We start from the raw sequence: 23,224 nt of genomic DNA, 5'->3' as shown, positions 1-23,224 counted from the left end.
ATCCGGGGCGAGAGCCCCGGAAGCAGTGACAGAAAGAAGAGTGAGTTTGTGACAACGTGTGAGAGCAGAGTTGTGACAGCTCATGGAATTTTTAACAGCAATAACACAACACAGGGAGAAATAAACATGACAGCATATACAGTAAGAGATGCAAAAATAGAGGATGCACAGCGGATACTTGAAATCTATGCGTATTATGTGGAAAATACGGCGATTACATTTGAATATGATGTGCCGTCCAAGGAAGAATTCAAACAGCGCATGAGGAAGACTATGCAGAAGTATCCGTATCTTGTCATTGAAAAAGAGGGAAGGGTATACGGATATGCCTATGCAGGACCATTTAAGGAGCGCGCGGCATATGACTGGGCGTGTGAATTGTCTATTTATGTAGACCATGCCGCGAAGAAATGTGGACTGGGAAAACAGCTATACGCCGCTTTAACAGAGTGTTTAAAGCAAATGGGAATCACCAACCTGTATGCGTGTATCGGATATCCGCAGACGGAAGACGAATATTTGGATAAGAACAGCGAGCAGTTTCATGCACATCTGGGATTTCAGACAGTCGGCACATTTCACCGGTGCGGATATAAATTTAACCGTTGGTACGACATGATCTGGATGGAAAAGATGATTGGAGAGCATCAGAGCCAGCAGCTGCCGGTGGCATACCGGACGGCACAAAAAAACAGGATATAGCAGAAAAATATCGAAAGAATAATGAAATCGGTAAAGCAAAAATAAGCCGCAAAGTATGTATATACCGCCTATAAATCGTCAGATTCAGGTCTGAATGTCTGATTTTATGGGTGGGTATAAAGCGCTTTGCGGCTTATTTTAATAAGTACATCAGTCTGCTTATGCGTCAGCAGATTCATCAGAAGCGGCAGGTGCGGCTTCCATGTTTTTCGGTAAAACCAGATTTAAAAGAATGGCAACGAGGAAAACAACAGCAACGCAGTTTTCGGCGAAGACCGTCTTTACAATCTGTGGAAAAATATCAAAAATTTCAGGAACCTGTGTAAAACCGATGCCGATACTTAAAGAAAGTGCGGCAATGGTGATATTTCTCTGGGAGAAGCCACATTTTCCAATCATCTGAAGTCCGCTGATAACGATGTTACCAAACATCATCAGTGTACAGCCGCCAAGAACCGCATCCGGCAGTGTCGCAAGCAGTGAACCGAAAAACGGGAAAATTCCGGCTAAAATCATAATCACGGCACCGGCGCCAATCGCATAGCGGTTGACAACCTTTGTCATGGCAACCAGTCCGACATTCTGGCTGAATGACGTAATCGGCAGACAGCCAAAAACAGAAGACAATGCGCTGATAAAACCGTCACAGGCAATAGAACCGGAGGTTTCCTTTAAAGTCGCTTCGCGGTTTAAACCGGCGGCGGCAAGGGCGGAGGTATCACCAATCGTTTCTGTTGCTGATACAAGGAAAATTAAAGTAACAGAAATAATAGCGTTTATGTTAAATTCCGGTTTAAACGGCAGTAGCTGTGGAAATGCAATGATAGAAGTGCCTTCCAGAGAAGAAAAATCCACCGCACCCAGAATCACAGCCGCAATATAGCCCATAATCAGTCCGAATAAAACGGACAACTGCTTGAAATATGATTTTGCAAAAATATTAAAAAGGATACAGCAAAGCAGTGTAAATGTACCGAGAATCCAGTTCGTGGCAGAACCGAAGGTTTCACTGCCGCTGCCGCCGCCAAAGGAAGCCGCACCAACGGATAATAAAGAAAATCCGATAGCGGTTACAACGGTTGCGGCAACAATCGGTGTAATCAGGCGGATCCAGTATTTTGCAAGAAGTCCTAAGATACCCTCAATAATACCGCCGACCAATACCGCGCCGACAATTGCATTATAGCCGTAGGTTGGTCCGAGGTAGCAGAATACGGATACAAACGTAAAACTGATACCCATAACAATCGGGAGTCCCGAACCGATTTTAAAAATCGGGAAAAGCTGTATTAAAGTACCGATACCGGCAATCAGCATGGCACTCTGGATTAAAGAGGCGCTGTCAGCTGTGGACAGTCCGCTGGCTGCGGCAACGATAAAAATAGGTGCGATATTGGCAACAAACATTGCCAGTATGTGTTGTAAGCCAAAAGGAATGGCTTGTTTTACGGAAATCTTACCATTCAGATGATACAGATTTTCCGTTGAGGTCGTTGTATTTTTGTTCATGATATTCTCCATTTGCAGGCAGTGCGTTTTACCGCCGCTGCCTTTTTACATTAAGTTGTTTTGTATTTTATTTCTGTTTTATTCATGGCGGAAAGTAATTGTACCGGTTGCGGCATCCATGCTGTCTACAATTGCAAGGGATTCCAGATGATAACCGAGGTTGCGGATAATGCGTCCGCCGGACTGGAAGCCTTTTTCAATGACAATGCCGATACCCTCGACCGTTGCGCCTGCTTCATTTACGATAGAAATAAGCCCCTGTAACGCACAGCCGTTTGCAAGAAAATCATCAATAATCAGTACGTGGTCGTCCGGGCTTAAAAATTTCTTGGAAACAATCACCTGATTCTTGCATTTGTGGGTGAAGGATTCCACTTCCGCAACGTACATTTCACCTTCAATGTTAATGCTTTTTGACTTCTTTGCGAAAACGACCGGAACATCAAAATGGCGCGCTACCATGCAGGCAATACCGATACCGGAAGCTTCAATCGTCAGAATCTTGTTAATATGTTCGTTTGCAAAACGGCGCTTAAATTCTTCACCGATTTCATCAAACAGCTGAATGTCCATCTGATGATTTAAGAAGCTGTCTACTTTTAAGACATTTCCTTCTTTTACAATACCGTCTTTTGTAATGCGTTCTTCTAAGAAATTCATAATTCCTCCTAATAAAATGTGGTTGTTAAAATGACGGGCAGACCCGAATCACATTCGGTCAGGCACATCATTTATAGGATTTTAGATAAATTATAGTCTATCAAAATGGCACGGATGTAGCAATATAAAAGTTGAAATTGGGAGAAAATAACCTATATTAGTTCCGGAGTATTTGTGTTACAATGTCAGAAGATATCTTAGGTAAAGCCGGACATTGAAAAAATCGCAGGATACAGTATAATGAAAAGTAAAATAAAAGGATAAGCCGCAAAGCGGCGGAAACGGGGGTATTTTATGTTAAAGGACTGGAACCGATTGGAACAACCGTCAAAAGAGGAAATGGAACAGCGTTTAAAGAAGGCGCGTGCGCGCTTAGAACAGCAGCAGATTCTGATGAAGGAAAAGAAACTGCCGGTGCTGGTGCTGTTAGAAGGCTGGGGTGCGGCAGGCAAGGGTAGTGTGCTTGGAAAGATTATTAAAAATATCGACCCGCGCTTTTTTAAAGTGGCAGTTATGGATGAGCCGACAGAAGAAGAAGCACGCAAGCCGTTCTTATACCGTCATTTTGTAAAGATACCGGAAGCGGGCAAATTCGTCTTTATGGACAGCGGATGGATGAGCGAAGTGACAAGGGAAAAGCTGCGCGGGGAATTATCCGAGCAGGAGTATAAAAAGAAAATAGAAAGTATCAAACGTTTTGAAAGACAGCTTACAGACAACGGTTATCTGCTGATGAAGTTTTTCTTCCAGATTGATGAAAAGGAGCAGAAAAAGCGGCTGGATAAGCTGGCGGATGACAAAAATACGAGCTGGAGAGTCAGTGAACATGATGTATGGCAGAATAAGCATTATGATAAATGCATGGATGTTTATGAGCAGTATCTGTGCGATACGAACCAGTCGAGCGCGCCGTGGTATCTGGTAGATGCCAAAGATAAAAAGTGGGCGCAGTTACAGATTTTGGAAACACTGGTGCAGGGAATTGACACGGCACTTCAAAACAGTACGCTGGCAGTGCCGCTGTTACAGAATGCATTTCCGTTAAAACCGATTGAAAAGCTGGCAGACGTGGCGTTGGATAAGACTTTGACAGAGGAAGAATATGATACTTTGTTAAATCAGTATCAAAAGCGTCTGCGCGAACTGCACAATGAATTATACCGTAAAAAAATACCGGTTATCATTGCCTATGAAGGCTGGGATGCCGCAGGAAAGGGTGGAAATATCAAGCGTATTACCGAAGCGTTAGACCCAAGGGGGTATGAAGTACACCCGATTGCAAGTCCAGAACCGCATGAAAAGGCAAGACATTATCTGTGGCGTTTTTGGAACAGACTGCCAAAGACCGGACATGTTGCGATATTTGACAGAACGTGGTACGGCCGTGTCATGGTTGAACGGCTGGAGGGCTTTTGCAGTGAAAATGACTGGCAGAGAGCCTATGTGGAAATTAATGAATTTGAAAAAGAGCTGGCAGACTGGAATGCAGTTATTGTAAAATTCTGGGTGCAGATTGATAAGGATACACAGCTTGCACGTTTTAAGGAACGTGAAAATACACCGGAAAAACGTTGGAAGATTACAGACGAGGACTGGCGCAACCGTGAAAAATGGGATTTGTATGAGGAAGCAGTCAATGAAATGCTGCAAAAGACCAATACAGCCTATGCGCCGTGGCACATTTTAGAGTCCAATGACAAAAAATATGCGAGAATCAAAGCATTAAAGACCGTTATTGAGGCAATTGAGAAAAAAATGGAATAAAAAACGGAGTATCTTATGAACATTTTTGACATCATCGGGCCGGTCATGGTCGGACCGTCCAGCTCCCACACGGCGGGAGCGGTAAGAATCGGCTACATTTCGGGAAAATTGCTCGGAGAGCCGGTGAAAAAAGCAGCGATTTTATTATACGGTTCATTTCTTGCAACAGGAAAGGGACACGGCACACAGAAAGCCTTAGTGGCAGGACTTCTTGGCATGGTACCGGACGATATACGGATTCCGGACAGCTTAAAAATTGCAGCGCAAAAAGGAATTGAAATTACTTTCGGCACGGCACAGCTGCGGGAAGCCCACCCGAACTCCGCACAGATTTATCTTACCGGGGAAACGGGAAGGACGTTAGAGGTCATCGGAGAGTCGATTGGCGGCGGCAGAATCAACATCGCACAGATTGACGGAATCCAGACCAATTTCACAGGCGAATATCCGACGTTAGTCGTGCATAACCTCGACCAGCCGGGACACGTGACGGAAGTTACTGCCATGCTTGCAAAAGCTCGCATTAATATCGCAACCATGCAGCTGTACCGCTCGGCGCGCGGCGGCGATGCAGTTATGGTGCTGGAGTGCGACCAGGAAGTGCCGGAGCAGATTGTCCACCGGTTAGAACAGCTTTCGGGTATTAAAAAAGTAACGTATCTGAGCCTTGTATAAAAGCTGTATACAAAAAACAATGCGGAATGGAGAGTATATGATTTATCATTCAATTCAGGATTTATTAAATCTGGCAAAGGAATATCAGATACCTTTGTGGGAGGTTGTATGCCGGGCGGATATGGAAGAACGGCAGGTTACAAAAGAGCAGTCCTTTGAAACGATGCACCGGATGTATGAAGCGATGAAGCAGGCAGACAGCGCGTATGATAAAGATTTAAAATCGGCAAGTGGACTGGCGGGCGGCGACGGCGAAAAATTGCATTGCTATAATGCGGCAGGAAAAAATATTGCGGGAGAATACATTGGGCTTGTCATGGAAAAGGCAGTCAAAATGGGCGAGTCCAACGCCTGCATGAAGCGGATTGTTGCTGCACCGACGGCCGGTGCATGCGGCGTGATTCCGGCAGTTTTTCTGGCATATCAGGAATATTTCCGGGCAGAGGAACAAAAAATGGTGGAAGCGATGTATCTGACGGCGGGAATCGGCGCGGTGATTGCGGAAAATGCAAGCATTGCGGGCGCGTCCGGCGGCTGTCAGGCAGAAATCGGTTCGGCAAGCGCCATGGCGGCGGCAGGGCTTGCTTATTTGCAGGGCGGCGACGATGAACAGATTGTCAATGCCATGGCATTCGCCTTAAAAAATATGCTGGGGCTGACCTGCGATCCGGTCTGCGGACTGGTAGAAGTGCCGTGTATTAAAAGAAATTCAGCCGGTGCGGTCAATGCTGTCACCAGTGCGCAGATGGCACTGGCGGGTATCTGCAGTGCGATTGCACCCGATGAAGTCATTGATACGATGCGCCGTATCGGCAATGCGCTTCCGGCATGTTTAAAGGAAACGAGCGAAGGCGGGCTTGCAACAACTCCTTCGGCGCAGAAGGTACGCGAAAAAATGGACGGAGAACAGTAACTATGCCTCTTGATTTAACACAACTGTCACAAATTACAGAACCGCTTCTTGCGTGGTATGAAAAAAATGCCCGTGTATTGCCGTGGCGTGAAAATACCGATGCTTACCGCGTGTGGGTATCGGAAATTATGCTGCAGCAGACAAGAGTGGATACGGTGATTCCGTATTACGAGCGTTTTTTACGGCGTTTTCCGGATGTGGCGGCACTTGCCGCGGCACCGGAGCAGGAGCTTTTAAAAATGTGGGAGGGGCTTGGATATTATTCGCGGGTGCGAAATATGCAGAAAGCCGCACAGCAGATTTGTGAAAAATATAACGGCATTTTCCCAAACGAATATGAACAGCTTTTGTCCCTGCCGGGTATCGGTGCTTATACGGCGGGAGCAGTCGCTTCGATTGCATGGAATAAGCCTTATGCGGCGGTGGACGGAAACGTGCTTCGCGTGGTGACACGTCTGACGGCAGATTCCAGAGAAATTTCCGATACAAAATTTAAAAATGAAATCACAGCGGCATTGCAGGAAATTTATCCTGTGGACAAGTGCGGTATCTTTACCCAGAGCCTGATGGAACTGGGCGCAGTTGTCTGCATGCCAAACGGTACACCGCGATGCACGGAATGTCCGCTACAAAGCTTATGCAGTGCCTGTGCAGCGGGCACACAGCCAGCGTATCCCGTAAAGAAAAAGAAAGCACAGCGCAGAATCGAAGAAAAGACCGTGCTTTTAATGATACATGCGGGCAGGCTGGCACTGCAAAAAAGAGCCAAGAACGGATTGCTTGGTGGCATGTGGGAACTGCCGAATCTTTCGGGAAAAGCAGATATAGCGCAAATTCAAAAGTGGCTTGAAAAGTGTGGAATCACGGACTGTCGGATACAAAAAGGCAGTCCGGTGTGCCACATTTTCACACATATCGAGTGGCATATGGACAGTTATCTTATCGAATGTGGAAAAGCAGCCCCGGATTCGGATTTTACGTGGATAACAGAGCAGGCTTTGGAAAAGGAATATGCACTGCCGACAGCCTTCAAAAAAGTGTATACACAAAACCGGCCATTGTGAGAAATTTGTTGACATTGGGCGGTAAGTGGAGTATAAAGTTTATATCGCTATTAACATACATTTATAATAGGAAGAAAATTTTTTGGAGGATGTAACGATGGAAAGTTACAAGTTTTTACTGGATTTGGCAGTGATACTGCTTTGTACAAAGGTATTGGGGCTGGCGACGAAGCGTGTACAGATGCCGCAGGTTGTCGGCTCATTGCTTGCCGGTCTTTTGTTAGGACCGTCTATGCTGGGGCTGCTTACGGAAACGGAGTTTTTAAGTAATGTAGCGGAGCTTGGCGTTATCGTACTGATGTTCTGCGCCGGACTGGAAACAGATATTAAAGAGCTGAAAAAGAGCGGAAAAGCTGCATTTGTTATTGCACTCTGTGGCGTTATCGTGCCGATTATCGGTGGATTTGCCGTTGCATATTTCTTTAACAAGCCGGGTGTTATTGATTCGGATGCCTCATGCAGCGTTGTGCTTCAGAATGCATTTATCGGCGTTATACTGACGGCAACTTCTGTCAGCATTACGGTTGAAACCTTAAAGGAAATGGGCAAATTAAAAACTCATTCCGGCAACGCGATTTTAGGGGCTGCCATTATTGATGATATTTTAGGTATTGTGGCTCTGACAATTATTACAAGTCTTGCAGATGAATCGGTGAATGTAGCGGTTGTACTGTTAAAGGTTGTATTATTCTTTGTATTTGCAGGTGTTGTGGGTTTTGTATTTTACAAGTTTTATAAAAAATGGATTGAAAGCGCTGACCGCGGACGTCACAGACATGCCATCATAGCTTTTGTATTCTGCCTTTTAATATCTTACGTGGCAGAAGCGTGGTTTGGTGTTGCGGATATTACAGGTGCATATATTGCAGGTCTGATTATTTCCAATACAGAGCGTTCTGAATTTATCCAGTCCCGTTTTGACACCCTTTCATTTTTACTGCTCTCACCGGTATTTTTTGCAAGTATCGGACTGAAGGTAGAACTGCCGAATATGACAGGAACGATTATTGCATTTACCGTTGTATTAGTTATTGTAGCGGTGTTGACCAAAGTTATTGGCTGCGGACTCGGTGCAAAGATATGCGGATACAAGCCGTATCAGTGTAAGCGCATCGGTGTCGGCATGATTTCACGAGGCGAGGTCGCCTTAATTGTAGCCAGCAAAGGTGCGGCACTCGGCATGATGGGCAGTGCCTTTATGGGACCGGTTGTTATCGTGGTTGTTATTACAACGATTATCACACCGATTTTGTTAAAAATAGTATTTAAGAAAGGTCCAAACAATTACATACCGGATTCAGAAAGCATTTCCACATATCATACAAAGATCAGCGATTTGAGAAAGAATCTGTTTGGATAGGTTAAAATAGAATGATTAGAAACTGCAGTCTGGAAGAAATTTCCGATGGAAAGTTATATAGTGAAAATGATATGGTAAAGACAGATACGAATCAGTGTCAGGGCTGCAATTCCGTATGCTGTCACGGCATGGGAGATTCGATTGTGTTAGACCCGTATGATATCTGCCGTCTGACAAGACAGCTTCAGATGCCGTTTGAAAGTCTGGTGGAGAAACATCTGGCATTAAATGTCGTAGACGGCGTGATTCTACCGAATCTGAAAATGGCAGGGGAAAACGAAACCTGTACATTTTTAAATGAACAGCAGCGCTGCCGGATTCACGGTGCAAGACCGGGTATCTGCCGGCTGTTTCCGCTGGGAAGATACTGGCAGGACGACACACATTTTCAGTATATCCTGCAAAAGGACGAGTGCCACAAGCACAATCTCACGAAAATCAAGGTGAAAAAGTGGCTGGATACGCCGGATTTAGAAGCGTATAACGCATTTCTTGTGACATGGCATGCTTTTTTAAAGGAAATTCAGGCGGCACAGCAGGGACTGGATGAAGGGCAGAACAGAATTTTAACAATGTATATTTTAAAAAGCTTCTTTGCACTGCCGTATGACGGACGCGATTTTTATGTGCAGTTTGAAGAACGCATGAAAAAAGCAAGACAGGATTTGGCAATGGACTAGCCGGAAAGAGAGGAAACATCAATGAAAATCGACTTGTTTCAAATCGGAAATTTTCATGTACGCGGATATGGCTTTATGATTGGACTGGGATTTCTTCTGGCGCTGGTGCTTGGGTGTAAGCGGGCAAAAAAGCTGGAGTTGAAAGACGAATCCGTGATTGATATCGCAATTCTTGCGATCATCGGCGGATTCTTAGGCGCAAAGATTTTGTATGTGATTGTAAGCTTTAAGGATTTCTTAAAAGACCCGCTTGCGGTTTTGGGGTCTGAGGGCTTTGTTGTTTACGGCGGCATTATTGCGGGGGTGCTTGCGGCGTGGATTTACTGCAAAGTAAAAAAACTCGTATTTTTGGAGTATTTTGATTTAATCATGCCGGAAGTGGCACTTGCACAGGGTTTTGGCAGAATCGGCTGCTTTTTGGCAGGCTGCTGTTACGGACGGGAAACAACCGCCGCATGGGGCATTACATTTCCCGCAGACAGCATGGCGCCGTCAGGCATAAAGCTTATTCCGACACAGCTTCTTTCAGCAGCAGGGGATTTTTTGATTGCCGCAATCCTGATATGGATTGCACACCGTTTTTTATATCAGCAGAAAAAGCTGATAACAGGCGATATCGGCAGTATTTATTTACTGCTGTACGGTATCGGAAGATTTCTGATTGAGTTTTTAAGAAATGATTACCGCGGGGCGGTCGGATTTTTGTCCACCTCCCAGTTTATTTCCGTTTTTATCGTGGCGCTTGGGGTAACGCTGATGGTTTACCATAGAAAAAAGAATCCGGTAAAGTAAAAGAACAGGATACGGAGTAAAATTTCAAAGGAGAAAAGGGGTAGTGTATGAAAAGTGCAAAAAATGAATTAAAACAGTTTGTAGCCGGAGTTGTTATGTTGATTGTGGGGTTGTTTATTTTATCCCAGAAAGTGGTTGTATCGTCCGGCTGGTTCGGTTACGGCGGAACAATTATGCTTGGTGGTGTCCGTCTGAATTCGGGGATGATTATGATTCCGTTTATTATCGGTATTATATGGATGTTCGCAAGCGGAGCCTCTTTTGCATCGAAGTTGTTTACGGCATTGAGTGTTATTTTGATTGTAGCATCCATTATTTTAAATACAAATATTTACATGGTTTCAATATCAATGTATGAATGGGTTATTATGCTCGTGCTGATTTTTGGCGGAGCAGGATTTGTTGCAAAGGTCTTATTCTCCGATGCATATAAGGAAGAAAAGCATAAGGGGAAAAAGAAAGATGCAGCCGGTGAAGATTCAACACAGGATTCACTGGATGAGGAGCTTGAACGCATGAAAAAAGGCTTAAAATAGGCAAAAAATAAAGATACTACTAAAAATACTACCAGGATTCGTCTATGGTAGTATTTTTATTTTCAGCCGGATTTGATAAATAAAAGGTGTAAACAAAATAAATCAACCGCCGCAGGAAGCGGCAGAAAGGAGAAAGTTATGGTTACAGTTGTATCTGTTCTTTCAGTTGTTGCAGCAATTTTTTGTATGGTATTTTTAAGTCAGGGGTCTTTTAGCATGATTGGATATTTTATAGACCTGCCGGGACTCATTTTTTTGGCACTGCTTGTAATTCCGGCTGTATGCATTTCGGGATTTGCAAAAGATTTTGGCAAAGGGCTTGCAATCTCTATGCACAAGAATTCGGAAGTTACATTATTACAGCTGAATAAAAGTATTGAAGCAGTAAAGCTGGTTCAAAAGCTGCTGATTTATGCAGGTGTATTTATCAGTCTGTTTTCATTTGTGGTTGTTGTACAGGTTATGCCGGATGCCGTGCAGTACAGTGCGCAGGAATATATGCAGGTTTTTGGCAATAATTTTGCAGTTGCAATTCTTCCATTGATGTATGCATTGGTATTCAGCCTGTTGTTACTGCCGGTATCCGCAGTATTACAGCGTAAAAAGATTGAATACATACAGAAGTAGCAAAAATGCCTGCGAAATGAGGATTCGTATGAAAAAATTTATTGTGAAATTTGCAACAGTGATACTGTATGTATTGATGGTGGCATATCTGTCAGAATTCAAAATCGGACTGCTGCTGGACTGGAAAGCGCTGGCAGCAGTGTTTTCCGGCAGTCTGCTGTTTTCAGTACCGGCAGTATTCAACACGGACAGCCGCAGCTCGTGGAGGAATACGTTCTGTAAAAATATCATTACAGCGGGATATATTGCAACGTTTTTGTTTTTATTTGCCCGCTTAAACCAGCCGAAAGGCTATGAAAATCTGCTCGCGGATATTGCACTGAACTGTCGTCCGCTGCTGTACAGCCTGATATTATATATCCTTTTAAAGCCCGAAAAGCCGGCGGAGGAAGATGAACCGGTGGGAGATGTGACGGAGGAAAGTGAAAGTATACGGGAGGATTGTGAACAAGAGGGCAGTGTCCTACAAGAAAAGAATATGAAAAATATACAAAAAGAATATGCACAAAAGGAGGTCTTAAAAGAAAGTGCCATAGAGGTAAAGGAATCGACAGCCGGTAGATATGAAAGCGGTATCGGACAAAATACGGATAAGCGGGATAAAACGGCAGAACAGATTTATTATGCGTTCCGTAACAAAGGACTGACCCAGAGGGAGGCAGAGGTCGCAAGACTGGCATGTTCCGGGCGCTCTAATAAGGAAATTGCAGAAGAACTGGTCATTTCCGAAACGACAGTCAAAAAACATATGCAGCATATTTTTGAAAAACTGGAGATAGGGAGCCGGGAGGAACTGCGGAATATGTAAATAATGGTAAATAATAACAAGCGGTCAGTTCACCGTTGTCACTTGACTTGACTGACCGCTTGTTATTATTTCTGCTATACGGAATTGCTTTTTTTTGATAATATATATTAAAGATACAGTACATGTTTTAGGATATAAGAATATTGGGCAGGTGATTTTGATGAAAGCAGATGAAGTGATATGTGAGGTTTCAAAGCTGTGCAGGGATTTTCATGCAGATGAAGTGATTTTATATGGTTCAAGGGCAAAGGGGACAGCCAGAGAACGCAGTGATATTGATATAGCGGTGTCAGGAGTGGAATGTTTTGACGAACTTGTTGAAAAAATAGAAGAACTGCCGACACTTTACAGCGTGGATTTATTAAATATGGATACTTGCAGGAATGAATTGTTATTGGAGGATATTAAGCAATATGGACGAAAAATTTAGCAGACGTTTTAAATCTTTTTGTAATTCACTGGAGGCGTTGTCGGAGGCAAGGGAAAGAGATTTATCAGATTCTTTTGTATTAAGTGGGACAAGTGCTAAATTTAGTATAACATTTGATTTGTCATGGAAGGTTATGAAAGATATACTGGTGCAGTATTACGCGATAACAGGTTTTGTGGCAGGCTCGCCAAGGGTAGTCCTGCGGGAAGCTTTTAAGGCAAATTTAATTTCAGATGATGCATGGATGGATATGTTAAAAGTGAGAAATGAACTTGCGCATGATTATGATTGTGAAATTGTAAAAAAGCACTGCAATACAATTGTTGAAAAGTATATTGATTTGTTTTATGAGTTTGAGGAAGTCGTGAAAAAACTAGGGGATTAGAGGGAAAACAGGTATACAAATTATGAATATAAAACTTATAATATTTGATTTTGATGGAACGATAATGGATACCAAAAAGACGATTGTAGTTTCAAAACAGGAAACATTACGTCAGATGGGATTAGATGTGGCAGAAGAACAGGCTTGTGCCGATACAATTGGTATGTCAGCAAAAATAGGATTTCAGAAGTTATGTCCGGAATTGTCAGATGATATGATTGATTTATGTATGAAAAAATATCGTGAAATTTTTGATGAAACCAAGAAAACAATCCCGCCGTTATTATTTCCTAATATGATTGAAACATTAAACAGATTAAATGAAAAAGGTATTGTTTGCACAATTGCTACTTCAAGAGGACGAGATTCATTACTTGGTTTTCTTGAAAGCATGAACATTGCAAAATATTTTTCGTATTTGTTAGCAGCAGAAGATACTACTTTGCATAAGCCTAATGCAGAACTGGTAAAAAAGACATTAAATGAGTTGTCATATAATGCACAGGACACTTTAGTCGTTGGGGATATGCCATTTGATATACTTATGGGCAAAAATGCAGGTGTGTATACATGTGGAGTAACCTATGGGGTTTCAGGCAAAAATAGTTTGTTAGAGGCGGGAGCAGATTGGGTAATTGATGACATAAGCGAATTATTGGAAATTGTATAAGGAAAGTTTTTTTATCGGCACGATTTCAGATATAGAATAGGTAAATGAATAATTACTTAATTTACAAACACTATTTATTTTATACAACAGAAAAAGTAAACGGAGAAACACACCATGTACTTATTAGCAGAAGTCTTTTTTTATGCCGGACAGCGAAGCAGTCTGCCGCAAGTGGGATACCGACCCGATGCTGTTTTTGATAACGCGGGAAATTACTGGGGAATTACATTTGTTGAATTGCAGGCTGACCGATTTGATGTTCCGATTCCGGCGATTATAAAATTTACATTTGAGGAGTATCATTATAGTGAGGTCAGTGTCGGAGCAACGTTTTCGATTATGGAGGGCGGACACAAGGTTGGGACTGGAAAAATTATTGGAAAGGACATTTAAAGGGGCAGGACAGCCAACGCATGATATGAGATAAGGGGAAGAAAGCATGAAGAAGACAGCAGTAAAATTAAAACATATAAATTTTAATATGAAGGAACATGGTCTTGTGGGACATCTTGCAGAACCGGAGCAGACCAACGGCAAAGCAGTCATTGTGATTATGGGCGGAGAGCAGAGCTTTCTTCCGGGGATTAAAATAGCAGAGCGGTTTGCGGATTATGGATTCACCGGCTTAGCCGTATCATTGTTTGGCGCAGAGGGGCTTCCGGACACGCCCGACAGATGTCCGCTGGAAATGAAAGGCTTCAAAATACTACAAAACAGAAAGCGTTTCGCACAAAGTTATGGGCATGTGGCTTGCGTATTATGAAGCTTATCAGGATAAGGCGGCGGAAGAAAAAGCACATTTAGAGATCAAAAAGACAAATGCAAGAATATTGATGATTGCGGGAGGTGCAGACGAAGCGTGGCCGGAGATTATACCGCATGATTCCGCTTGTCGGCATGATGTATAAAAGCTTTGGGAAACACAAAAAGGAATGTATGGCGGCGTTTGAACAGTCTGAAAAAGAAATAATAAACTGGTTAAGATAATAAGAATTGGCATGGCAAACTGCTATCCGCATGTACTGGCAGACCTTTGTGAAACCTTTGAAATAAAACCGTCTATTGTGAGGTGGTTGTTGAGAGGGAGATAGATTAGGCATATATAATGTTAATTATTAAAATTTCTGTACGAAAGGTAAAATTATATGATTACGATAAAAGAGTTCTATGGTGATGTTAAAGATATAGATGAGAGTGTTCTTGCAGTGAAATCAGATTGTTTATGGGAGAAAGGTTCACTATTGGATATAAAGAATCTGGTTACGCCACAGTTAGTTCATTTACATATTCTTGTTAATCTGATTGGAAATTGGAGATACGAAGGCTGGTGGTTTATAATGTGCGAAATGGTGCAATTTGTACCTTATATTGCTGAGACATTAAGCCAGGCAGGGGCAGAAGATATGAAAACAGCTTTTGAAAAGGTAATTGACTGCTTTCCCGGAGACACGAGATTTGAAGATTCAGAGGAATATTTTGATATTGTTAATTTTTTACAAAGCATGGCATATAAAGTAAAGAATGAAAGCTTGAAAACTATAACGCGGGAGGAGCGCAAAGCCAATATAAAAAAGCTGCAAAAGTGTGTAGACGAATTGGATGAGATAACCAGCAGGTATTGGGGCGATGATGCGCCTGGTCATGGGTGGAAACAGGCAATAGATTATATTGAATTGAACCGCTAGTATAAAATCAAAAATATATGTATTTATGGACGAAAAATCGCTTAGATATGCGATTAAAGCTCAAAGCATACGGAAAATTTGGAGGTTTTGTCCATTTTCCAGATGTAAAATCTGCCGAAACATGATGACACGTATGAACTGCACCGTCTGCTGGGAGCACTGTTATCCAAGGAACTTACAATAGATGAAAAACTAAACATAAATGGTTTTACTGTAGAGCAGATTGCATCTCAATTACCCTATCGACACATGCTGAACGTATGGCACAAATCAAGCTTTAAAGGTACGGGAGTAATCCTTTATTTATAAAAAATACCGCCAAAGAAATAGTCACCTTAAGCTGTCTGTTTCTTATGGCGGTTTTTGATTTTTTACCGGTATTTACAGAGGACAAAACAGTGTGCAATTAAAATTTTGTTGACAAATACCCCATTGGTGTATATAATTATCTGCGATATTAATACCCCACAGGGGTATATTTTAACCGGTAATATTAAAGGAAAATGAAACATGGGAATGGAAAGAAAAGTTCTTATTATCGATGGCATGACCTGTATTAACTGTCAGAATAAAATAGAGCAGGAATTAAAGAATACAGCAGGAATTTCTAAAGTGCAGGTTTCTTATAGCAAAGGACAGGCTGAAATAGAATTTAATCCGGAAATAGTGACATTAAACCGTATTGCTGCGATTATTGAGAAGCTGGATTATACAGTTATCGATAAAAAGCAGGCAGATTCTTTAAAATGGGTTAGAAGGATTGGAACACTGGCGGTTATTATTTTACTGTATTATCTGTTACAGCATTTTGGTATTTTAAATTTACTTGTTCCGTCAATGCTTGCCGATTCCCAAATGAGCTATGGCATGCTCTTTATCGTAGGGCTTTTAACATCTGTTCACTGTATAGCGATGTGCGGCGGGATTCATCTTTCACAGTGTATTCCTTCGAGGAACGCTGAGAATACAAGTTCATCCAGAATAAATGTCATCATGCCTTCGGTACTGTACAACGCAGGACGTGTAGTTTCGTATACGGCAGTCGGATTTGTGCTTGGCGGAGCAGGAATGATTTTGACAGGCGGTTCGGGCAGTGGAATGCCGCTGCTGTTACAGGGCATATTAAAAATAACAGCCGGATTATTTATGGTGATAATGGGAATCAATATGCTGGGGATTTTTCCGGCATTGAGAAAGCTTCAAATCAGATTCCCGCGAAAGTCCGTCATAAAAATCAATCAGAAAAAAAGAACAGAAAAAAGACCGTTTGTTGTCGGGCTGTTAAACGGATTTATGCCATGCGGTCCGATGCAGTCTATGCAGATTATTGCACTCGGTTTGGGCAATCCCATATCGGGAGCACTGGCAATGCTGATGTTCAGCTTAGGCACGGTTCCGCTGATGCTGGGGCTTGGAAGCCTTGTATCGGCGCTTGGGGAAAAATATACGAAGCTTGTCATGCAGACAGGCGCGATACTGATTGTGGTGCTCGGACTTGCAATGCTTTCACAGGGAGTGGGTCTGGCAGGCATGAATCCGGTCAGAATTTCACAGGGATATCACAATACAGCGGAATTTGATACGGCGGTGATAGCGCAGTCAGGGGATATTCAGTATGTGGAAAGCAATCTGGATTTCGGAACGTATCCGGAGATTACGGTTTATACCGGGATTCCGGTAAAATGGACGATAAATGTGCCGGAAGATGTTATTAACGGCTGTAATTACAAAATGATAGTAAAGACTTACGGAATCACCCATGAATTTACACCGGGTACAGAAGATAAAAGTGCAGGTTCTAAAAATACGGCGGCTCAAAGTACAGCTTCGACAGAAAACGCCGCAGCTGCGTCATACATAACGCCTGCCGTAGAAAACGGACAGTTAGCAATAGATATCGGTACACTGACAGAACATCCGTTATATGTAAATTATGATTCAAACGGAACCAATATACAGATGATTGCCGTAAATGCGTCTGACGGCTCAGCACGATTATCACTGAACACCTGTCAGACCTGCAATCCTTCTCCAAAAGCGTATTTCAAGAAGAGAAGCGGCAAATTAGTATGTCAGAACTGCGGAAATGTATTTAAAATGGACAGTGTAGGCGGCACTGCGGGCGGTTGTAATCCGATGAATATTCAATATACGGTTGCAGACGGGAAGATAACCGTAAATACGGCGGATTTAGACAGCCATGCAAAACTGTTTTCTTCATGGAGCGGTCCGGTAGAATAGAGTAAAATAGCGGTACGGTATATTTTTAAAATGAATATACCGTGCCGTTATTTTTATGATACAATACAGGTATGGTACAGAATTTTTTTAGAAGTTACAAAAAGAGGGGTGTGATAACGATGAAAATAAAACAGCAAAAGCAGATAAAAGCATTTTTAATTGAAGAATTCGGAAATAAAAAGGGATGTGCAGTATCTGACAGGCAGGAAAAAATGCTGGATACATTGATTCAGAATACAAAAAATAAATCCGAAAATCAGATGAAAACCCTTGCCCAGACGATACTTCCACGCATAGCGTTGCATAAGTGCTTGTCTGAGGAAGGCTTTTCAGAAGAAGATGTATATAAGTATATGAGAAAATATATGCTTGATAAAGTAGCAGCAAAAAAACACGCTTCAACGGCTAAAATGGAATTAGTACCGGGATTTTATGCCATTTACAGCAATATCTTTCTTAAAATTATGCGTACAACCGATTTGCAAGAAAGTACGCAGGCATATGGAAATGATTATTATGATGTTACGATTAAAAAATGCCTGTGGCACACCGCCTGCGTGGAAAACGGCTGTGAAAATCTGTGCCGCCTGTTCTGTGATGTCGATGATGTGACATACGGCGGCTTGAAAAAAATAGGTTTTACGCGGACAAAAACCTTAGGTTACGGCGGTGACTGCTGTGATTTTCATTTTTTCAAAAAATAAGCTCTTTTATAAAAACTTTTTTGTTTGACTTTTTTAAAAATCAGAAATATAATAGTCCTTGAACGAGTAGCAGACGAGCGTAAATCCAGTTTTGCTGCTCTTTTTTTTATTTTAAATCTATAACGCCATTAAAAAGTGTGTAGCTTATCAGCGTAAGTCCAACTTATGCGGTAACTACACACTTTTTTTGTGCAAAAAAACAAAGAGGCAAATCCGCTGCTCCTGCAAAGGGCGCATGCTATGCAAGCTATTGGGCATAGCATACATAGCAGACATTTGCTTCGCAAACAAGGAGGACAAATCCTCTGCTCCTGCAAAGAGCAGTCGCATTTGCTTCGCAAACAAGGAGGATTAAAATGGCAGAAAGTAACAAAATGAAAGAAATTCCGGTAAATAAGCTTATGGTGCAGATGGGAATACCGATGATTTTATCCATGGCACTGCAGGCAGTCTACAATATTGTGGACAGTGCTTTTGTCGGCAATATGAAAGTGGGGAGTGAAGCGGCTTTGAATGCGCTGACACTGGTATTTCCGGTACAGATGCTTATGGTGGCAGTCGGAATCGGAACCGGTGTGGGAACGAATGCGCTTCTTGCAAGAACTCTTGGAGAGGGAAAAAACAAAAAAGCTGCGAAAGTCGCCGGAAACAGTCTGTTTTTAGGTGTGATAATTTGTGCGGTATGTCTGTTGTTTGGCATTTTTGGAGTGAAGGCATACATTTCATCACAGACGGCTGACACGGAAGTGATTGCAATGGGAACAAGTTATTTAAGAATATGCTGTGTGCTTTCTTTTGGAATTATTTTCTTTTCATTATTTGAAAAGCTGTTACAGGCAACAGGGCGTTCCCTTTATTCCACAATCGGACAGGTTGTGGGTGCTGTGGTCAATATTATTTTGGACCCGGTAATGATTTATGGTATCGGACCCGTTCCTGAAATGGGCGTAGAGGGCGCTGCGTATGCTACGGTAATCGGTCAGATTGTATCAGCAGGGTTGTTATTTATTTTTCATATGAAATTAAATAGGGAATTTGAACATGGAATAAAATTCATGAAACCGGATGGCAGAACGATTGCAGGAATCTATTCAATAGGTCTGCCTGCAATCATTGCACAGGCGCTGATGTCTGTCATGGTGTATGTCATGAATCTGATTTTGAAGTTCAGTCCTTCTGCACAGACTGCATACGGATTGTTTTATAAAGTCCAGCAGTTTGTATTGTTCTTAGCATTTGGTTTAAGAGATGCCATTACGCCAATCATAGCGTATGCATATGGAATGGGAAGTAAAAAACGAATCCGGGACGGAATCAAATATGGTCTGATATACACGACGGCACTGATGATTTTAGGGATTTTTATTACAGAAATTTTTCCGGACGCATTTGCCACGCTGTTTAATGCGGGACAGTCAAGAACGTATTTTATCAGTGCAATGCGGATTATTTCAATCAGTTTTATTTTTGCGGGAATCAATGTCGCCTATCAGGGCATTTATCAGGCGTTGGACGGCGGTCTTGAATCGCTTGTGATTTCACTGCTTAGGCAGCTTGTCATTATATTACCACTAGCAGGAATTTTTTCAATTTTTGTAAAAAACGGAACAGCAGGCATTTCCCTGATTTGGTGGGCATTTCCGATAACAGAACTTGTTGCCTGTGCAGCAGGATATGCATTTTTAAAGAAAATCAGTAAGAATAGAGTGGAAAAATTAAGTTGAGGAGGAAGCAGTAATGGCAAAAAGAATTATTACAATCAGCAGAGAGTTTGGAAGCGGCGGACGTTTTATCGGTGAAGAAACAGCTAAAAAACTCGGCATAGGCTATTATGACAAAGATATTATCGGTCAGATTGCCGGACAGTCGGGGTTATCACAGGAGTATATCCGGGGAAGTTTGAACTGCTCCGGATTTTTAGGTTCACATACAGACAAATTTCATGTATAATAGAATAGCATGAAAGTGGGGAAAATCCGGCAAGTGTTTTCCCACAGCGTTGAAATCACGGCAGTGAAATGCCTGAGGAATGGAGATTAACATGGAAATTTATGAAATGATTGAATTAGAAGACTGTCCGAGATGTTTAGGACCTTCTATTTTAGAAGAAGAAAACAGCGGTTATTATGTCATGTGCATGGACTGCGGCTGCCAGTCGGCAACATTTGGCTTTAAAGACGATGCCGGAAGACTTGAGGCGGCAAAAAGAACAGCTGAACTGTGGAATGCCGGCAAGGTTATTTTCAACGGCTTTGGCGATTAAATTTGAAAAAGAAAAGGAGTAATGAACGCATGAAAAGTAAAGAAGAACTTTTTAATATGACTGTACTGGAATTAAAAGAATATATGAATTCTTTATCAAACCCGGAAATTAAAGAAGTGGCAGAAATATTTGAAGACGATGAACATGAAAGAGACCCGCTGGAACTTCTTGCGGCACCGAAGCTGTTTGACTATATGAAATATGCAAACAACGGAACGGTTGATATTGATTTAAGTCTTTAATAAAAACACACCCCCAGCCGGAGTCAAATGACAATGGCTGGGGGATATTTTTATTAAAGTACTTTCGATAAAAATTCTTTCAATCTCGGACTCTGTGGGTTTTCAAAAAATTCCTTTGGTGCATTTTCTTCGGTGATATTGCCGTCAGAAAAGAACATACAGCGGTTGGAAACTTCCTTTGCAAATCCCATTTCATGCGTAACAATTAACATTGTCATGCCGGACTGGGCAAGTTCTTTGATAATTGTTAAAACTTCGCCGACCATTTCCGGGTCAAGCGCAGAAGTCGGTTCGTCAAACAGCATGACTTCCGGATTCATTGCCAGCGCACGGGCAATTGCAACACGCTGTTTCTGTCCGCCGGAAAGCATGGCAGGATAGGTATCCGCTTTATCTTTTAAGCCGACACGCTCTAAGAGTTCATCAGCTTTTTTAGAAGCTTCTTCCTTTGTCATCAGCTTTAATTTGACCGGTGCAAGACAGATATTTTCACGGATGGTCATGTTCGGGAACAGATTAAAGTGCTGGAATACCATACCAATCTTTTCGCGGATCTGGTTGATGTTGACCGACTTATCGGTCAAATCCGTGCCGTGGAATAAAACGTGTCCGCCGGTCGGCATTTCCAGCATATTTAACGAACGTAAAAATGTGGATTTACCGCAGCCGGAAGGTCCGATGATGGCAATGACATCGCCTTTGCGGACGGTCGTATTGACATCATTTAAAACAACATGTTTGTCAAATGCCTTGTGCAGGTTTTTGACTTCGAGGAGAACATCTGATTTAGTTTCGCTCATTGCTTCTTAATCTCCTTTCCAGTTTCTTTACAAGTGCCGAAAGAATAACAACCAGTACAAGGTAAATAAATGCAACACCGAGTAATGGCAGGAAAGCATCATATGTAATGCTTCGGATAATATCACCGCCGCGGGTTAAATCGGTCAGTCCGATATAACCACTGATAGAGGTCTCTTTCAGTAACACGATAAATTCATTTGCAAGGGCAGGCAGTACATTTTTAAATGCCTGTGGCAGAATAACGCTAAGCATGGTCTGACGGTAGGTAAGGCCTAAGCTTCTTGCAGCTTCAAACTGTCCGTTGTCGATAGACATAATACCGGAACGGAAAATTTCGGCAACGTAAGCACCGGAGTTAATGCCGAATGCCAGAATTGCCACCAGCAGCTTGCTGATATTCATAGAGCCAAAAATAATATAGTAAATAATCAGCAGCTGTACCATACTTGGTGTACCACGGATAATGGTCAGGTAAACGGTGCAGATTGCATTTAAAATCTTTAAATTGCCGGTTTTGTCATGGCTTGAACGGACAACGGCAACTAAAAAACCGATGACAATACCGATTAATGCGGCACAGGCTGCGATAATCAGTGTATTTTTCAGACCGGTCAGGATGAACTGATAACGGTTATCGGTTAAGAAGTCTGTTTTAAATTTTTCAGAAAGACTTGTACCGCCGGATACGGCATCGTTATTGCGCACAACAATAACCTGCTGTGAAGTGGTGTAAGAATCTGAAAAGTCAATATTTTTCTGACGTTCCGGTGTAACGGTCATACCTGCAATACCAACATCGGCTTTACCGGAAGATACGGCAGTGATGATAGAATCAAATTCCATATCCTCTACTTTTAAGGTCATTCCTAAAGTATCGCAGATTGCCGTGGCGACATCGACATCAATACCGACAATCGTGCCGTTTTCATAGTATTCATACGGCTGGAAATAAGCATTGGTAGCCATAACCAGTGTGCCGTTGGAACGGTTTACATTTTCAGGAGAGGTATACGGAGTCTGTCCGATATTTTCCCCGATGTAATTGTTTAAAATGGCATCAAGCGTGCCGTTGGCTTTTAATGTGTTTAAAGCGTCGTTGATAGAACTTGTCAGGGAAGAATTGCCTTTTGCAATTGCAATAGCGTAGTCTTCGTTAGCAAATTCTTCAGGGAGAATCATTAAGTCGCTGTTTGCGGCAACAAAAGACTGTGCCGGTTGTGCATCAATGACAACTGCATCAATCTTTCCCTGTTTTAATGCCTGAATGGCATCGTTTCCTTTGTTGAAACGTTCAACGGTTGTATTTGAACCGTCCGTTTCATAATCTGATACGAGCGTATCGCCGGTTGTACCAAGCTGGACACCGATTTTTTTGCCGGAAAGGTCGTCTACTGAAAAAACAGTGTTTTCAGCCTGCTTTTTGCCGCAGGAAGTAAACTGTAAAGACAGACCGATACAGAAAAAAATCAACAGCAGGCGAAATACGCGCCAAGCATGATTTTGTTTTGTACGTTGCATACTTTTATCCTTTCTTTGTCGATTTATTTTTTGACATTGTATCATATTATACACTGTAATTGAAAATGCTACAATCTGTATTTGTAAAAAAAATAAGATATGCTATACTAAAAATGCTGTTGGGGGCAAAAGCCCCCAATAATGATACCTGCGGATTGTTCCGTGCTGCGCACTCCCACAATCCTGCCCAATATT

Annotated in this window: 27 protein-coding genes and 1 pseudogene; 24 read left to right on the top strand and 4 right to left on the bottom strand. The window is 42.3% G+C overall.

Annotation, left to right across the window (positions count from 1 at the left end):
• Nucleotides 1–126: 126 nt before the first annotated feature.
• Entirely contained in the window at nt 127–702 is a 576-nt protein-coding gene (locus WMO37_RS09500) for a GNAT family N-acetyltransferase (RefSeq protein ID WP_022431986.1), read from the top strand.
• A 159-nt stretch (nt 703–861) separates the two neighbouring features.
• Here WMO37_RS09500 and WMO37_RS09495 read toward each other — a convergent pair whose 3' ends face one another.
• Both WMO37_RS09495 and WMO37_RS09490 read right to left on the bottom strand, forming a co-directional pair.
• Nucleotides 862–2,211 carry a uracil-xanthine permease family protein gene (locus tag WMO37_RS09495; RefSeq protein WP_349154877.1) on the bottom strand — a complete coding sequence of 450 codons (1,350 nt, stop codon included), beginning with the start codon at nt 2,209–2,211 and terminating at the stop codon, nt 862–864.
• A 78-nt stretch (nt 2,212–2,289) separates the two neighbouring features.
• Nucleotides 2,290–2,871: a xanthine phosphoribosyltransferase gene (locus WMO37_RS09490; RefSeq protein ID WP_349154876.1), complete on the bottom strand. Its 582-nt coding sequence runs from the start codon at nt 2,869–2,871 to the stop codon at nt 2,290–2,292.
• 294 nt (nt 2,872–3,165) lie between these two features.
• Here WMO37_RS09490 and pap point away from each other — a divergent pair, with 294 nt between their 5' ends.
• The 23 genes and pseudogenes from pap to WMO37_RS09375 all read left to right on the top strand — a co-directional run bounded on the left by pap (nt 3,166) and on the right by WMO37_RS09375 (nt 20,710).
• On the top strand, nt 3,166–4,635 hold the full coding sequence (pap, locus tag WMO37_RS09485) for a polyphosphate:AMP phosphotransferase (protein WP_022431983.1): 1,470 nt from the start codon (nt 3,166–3,168) through the stop codon (nt 4,633–4,635).
• Nucleotides 4,636–4,650: 15 nt separating this feature from the next.
• Nucleotides 4,651–5,310 carry an L-serine ammonia-lyase, iron-sulfur-dependent subunit beta gene (gene sdaAB, locus WMO37_RS09480; RefSeq protein WP_227090041.1) on the top strand — a complete coding sequence of 220 codons (660 nt, stop codon included), beginning with the start codon at nt 4,651–4,653 and terminating at the stop codon, nt 5,308–5,310.
• A 37-nt stretch (nt 5,311–5,347) separates the two neighbouring features.
• Nucleotides 5,348–6,223 carry an L-serine ammonia-lyase, iron-sulfur-dependent, subunit alpha gene (sdaAA, locus tag WMO37_RS09475; RefSeq protein WP_349154875.1) on the top strand — a complete coding sequence of 292 codons (876 nt, stop codon included), beginning with the start codon at nt 5,348–5,350 and terminating at the stop codon, nt 6,221–6,223.
• Between the two features lie 2 nt (nt 6,224–6,225).
• On the top strand, nt 6,226–7,287 hold the full coding sequence (mutY, locus tag WMO37_RS09470) for an A/G-specific adenine glycosylase (RefSeq protein ID WP_349154874.1): 1,062 nt from the start codon (nt 6,226–6,228) through the stop codon (nt 7,285–7,287).
• A gap of 97 nt (nt 7,288–7,384) precedes the next feature.
• Complete coding sequence (locus WMO37_RS09465) at nt 7,385–8,647, top strand: cation:proton antiporter (protein WP_349154873.1); 1,263 nt, start codon at nt 7,385–7,387, stop codon at nt 8,645–8,647.
• Between the two features lie 11 nt (nt 8,648–8,658).
• Nucleotides 8,659–9,327 carry a YkgJ family cysteine cluster protein gene (locus tag WMO37_RS09460; RefSeq protein WP_022431978.1) on the top strand — a complete coding sequence of 223 codons (669 nt, stop codon included), beginning with the start codon at nt 8,659–8,661 and terminating at the stop codon, nt 9,325–9,327.
• A 21-nt stretch (nt 9,328–9,348) separates the two neighbouring features.
• Nucleotides 9,349–10,119 carry a prolipoprotein diacylglyceryl transferase gene (locus WMO37_RS09455; RefSeq protein WP_022431977.1) on the top strand — a complete coding sequence of 257 codons (771 nt, stop codon included), beginning with the start codon at nt 9,349–9,351 and terminating at the stop codon, nt 10,117–10,119.
• 47 nt (nt 10,120–10,166) lie between these two features.
• Nucleotides 10,167–10,655, top strand: coding sequence for a hypothetical protein (locus tag WMO37_RS09450; RefSeq protein WP_022431976.1), 489 nt, complete (start codon nt 10,167–10,169; stop codon nt 10,653–10,655).
• Between the two features lie 138 nt (nt 10,656–10,793).
• Nucleotides 10,794–11,282 (top strand): hypothetical protein, encoded by a 489-nt coding sequence (locus WMO37_RS09445; protein WP_022431975.1) that lies wholly within the window; start codon nt 10,794–10,796, stop codon nt 11,280–11,282.
• A gap of 28 nt (nt 11,283–11,310) precedes the next feature.
• Nucleotides 11,311–12,090 carry a response regulator transcription factor gene (locus WMO37_RS09440; protein ID WP_022431974.1) on the top strand — a complete coding sequence of 260 codons (780 nt, stop codon included), beginning with the start codon at nt 11,311–11,313 and terminating at the stop codon, nt 12,088–12,090.
• A gap of 160 nt (nt 12,091–12,250) precedes the next feature.
• Nucleotides 12,251–12,520 carry a nucleotidyltransferase family protein gene (locus WMO37_RS09435; protein ID WP_349154872.1) on the top strand — a complete coding sequence of 90 codons (270 nt, stop codon included), beginning with the start codon at nt 12,251–12,253 and terminating at the stop codon, nt 12,518–12,520.
• Nucleotides 12,504–12,905 (top strand): HI0074 family nucleotidyltransferase substrate-binding subunit, encoded by a 402-nt coding sequence (locus WMO37_RS09430; protein WP_349154871.1) that lies wholly within the window; start codon nt 12,504–12,506, stop codon nt 12,903–12,905. Before WMO37_RS09435 ends, WMO37_RS09430 begins: the two co-directional genes overlap by 17 nt.
• Nucleotides 12,906–12,927: 22 nt before the next feature.
• Nucleotides 12,928–13,575 carry an HAD family hydrolase gene (locus WMO37_RS09425; RefSeq protein ID WP_349154870.1) on the top strand — a complete coding sequence of 216 codons (648 nt, stop codon included), beginning with the start codon at nt 12,928–12,930 and terminating at the stop codon, nt 13,573–13,575.
• A 114-nt stretch (nt 13,576–13,689) separates the two neighbouring features.
• On the top strand, nt 13,690–13,968 hold the full coding sequence (locus WMO37_RS09420) for a hypothetical protein (protein WP_349154869.1): 279 nt from the start codon (nt 13,690–13,692) through the stop codon (nt 13,966–13,968).
• 46 nt (nt 13,969–14,014) lie between these two features.
• The gene (locus WMO37_RS09415) at nt 14,015–14,338 is read left to right on the top strand and encodes a dienelactone hydrolase family protein (protein ID WP_349154868.1); all 324 of its coding nucleotides are present in this window, start codon (nt 14,015–14,017) and stop codon (nt 14,336–14,338) included.
• Nucleotides 14,313–14,483, top strand: coding sequence for a hypothetical protein (locus WMO37_RS09410; RefSeq protein ID WP_227090053.1), 171 nt, complete (start codon nt 14,313–14,315; stop codon nt 14,481–14,483). Before WMO37_RS09415 ends, WMO37_RS09410 begins: the two co-directional genes overlap by 26 nt.
• 237 nt (nt 14,484–14,720) lie before the next feature.
• A complete protein-coding gene (locus WMO37_RS09405) occupies nt 14,721–15,260 on the top strand; it encodes a hypothetical protein (protein ID WP_227090054.1) in 540 nt (179 codons plus the stop codon).
• Nucleotides 15,261–15,770: 510 nt separating this feature from the next.
• Entirely contained in the window at nt 15,771–17,501 is a 1,731-nt protein-coding gene (locus tag WMO37_RS09400) for a Fe-S-containing protein (protein ID WP_349154867.1), read from the top strand.
• 119 nt (nt 17,502–17,620) lie between these two features.
• On the top strand, nt 17,621–18,205 hold the full coding sequence (locus WMO37_RS09395; protein ID WP_227090057.1) for an L-2-amino-thiazoline-4-carboxylic acid hydrolase: 585 nt from the start codon (nt 17,621–17,623) through the stop codon (nt 18,203–18,205).
• Nucleotides 18,206–18,561: 356 nt separating this feature from the next.
• Nucleotides 18,562–19,929, top strand: a complete 1,368-nt coding sequence (locus WMO37_RS09390; RefSeq protein ID WP_349154866.1) for an MATE family efflux transporter — start codon at nt 18,562–18,564, stop codon at nt 19,927–19,929.
• A gap of 13 nt (nt 19,930–19,942) precedes the next feature.
• A pseudogene (locus WMO37_RS09385) lies at nt 19,943–20,116 on the top strand (cytidylate kinase-like family protein); the annotation flags it as partial.
• Between the two features lie 130 nt (nt 20,117–20,246).
• The gene (locus WMO37_RS09380; protein ID WP_227090059.1) at nt 20,247–20,468 is read left to right on the top strand and encodes a Lar family restriction alleviation protein; all 222 of its coding nucleotides are present in this window, start codon (nt 20,247–20,249) and stop codon (nt 20,466–20,468) included.
• Between the two features lie 29 nt (nt 20,469–20,497).
• Complete coding sequence (locus WMO37_RS09375) at nt 20,498–20,710, top strand: hypothetical protein (RefSeq protein ID WP_349154865.1); 213 nt, start codon at nt 20,498–20,500, stop codon at nt 20,708–20,710.
• 53 nt (nt 20,711–20,763) lie between these two features.
• On the opposite strand, the gene WMO37_RS09370 is transcribed toward WMO37_RS09375, so the two are convergent.
• Nucleotides 20,764–21,510, bottom strand: a complete 747-nt coding sequence (locus WMO37_RS09370) for an amino acid ABC transporter ATP-binding protein (RefSeq protein WP_227090061.1) — start codon at nt 21,508–21,510, stop codon at nt 20,764–20,766.
• The gene (locus WMO37_RS09365) at nt 21,497–23,029 is read right to left on the bottom strand and encodes an ABC transporter permease subunit (RefSeq protein WP_227090062.1); all 1,533 of its coding nucleotides are present in this window, start codon (nt 23,027–23,029) and stop codon (nt 21,497–21,499) included. The genes WMO37_RS09370 and WMO37_RS09365 overlap by 14 nt, the downstream gene beginning before the upstream one ends.
• Between the last annotated feature and the right edge of the window lie 195 nt (nt 23,030–23,224).

Origin of the sequence: Lachnospira intestinalis (assembly GCF_040095895.1) — a bacterium.
Classification (GTDB): domain Bacteria; phylum Bacillota; class Clostridia; order Lachnospirales; family Lachnospiraceae; genus Lachnospira; species Lachnospira intestinalis.
The sequence above is the reverse complement of the archived record's forward strand: the minus strand, read 5'-3'. Positions and strand labels throughout refer to the sequence as shown.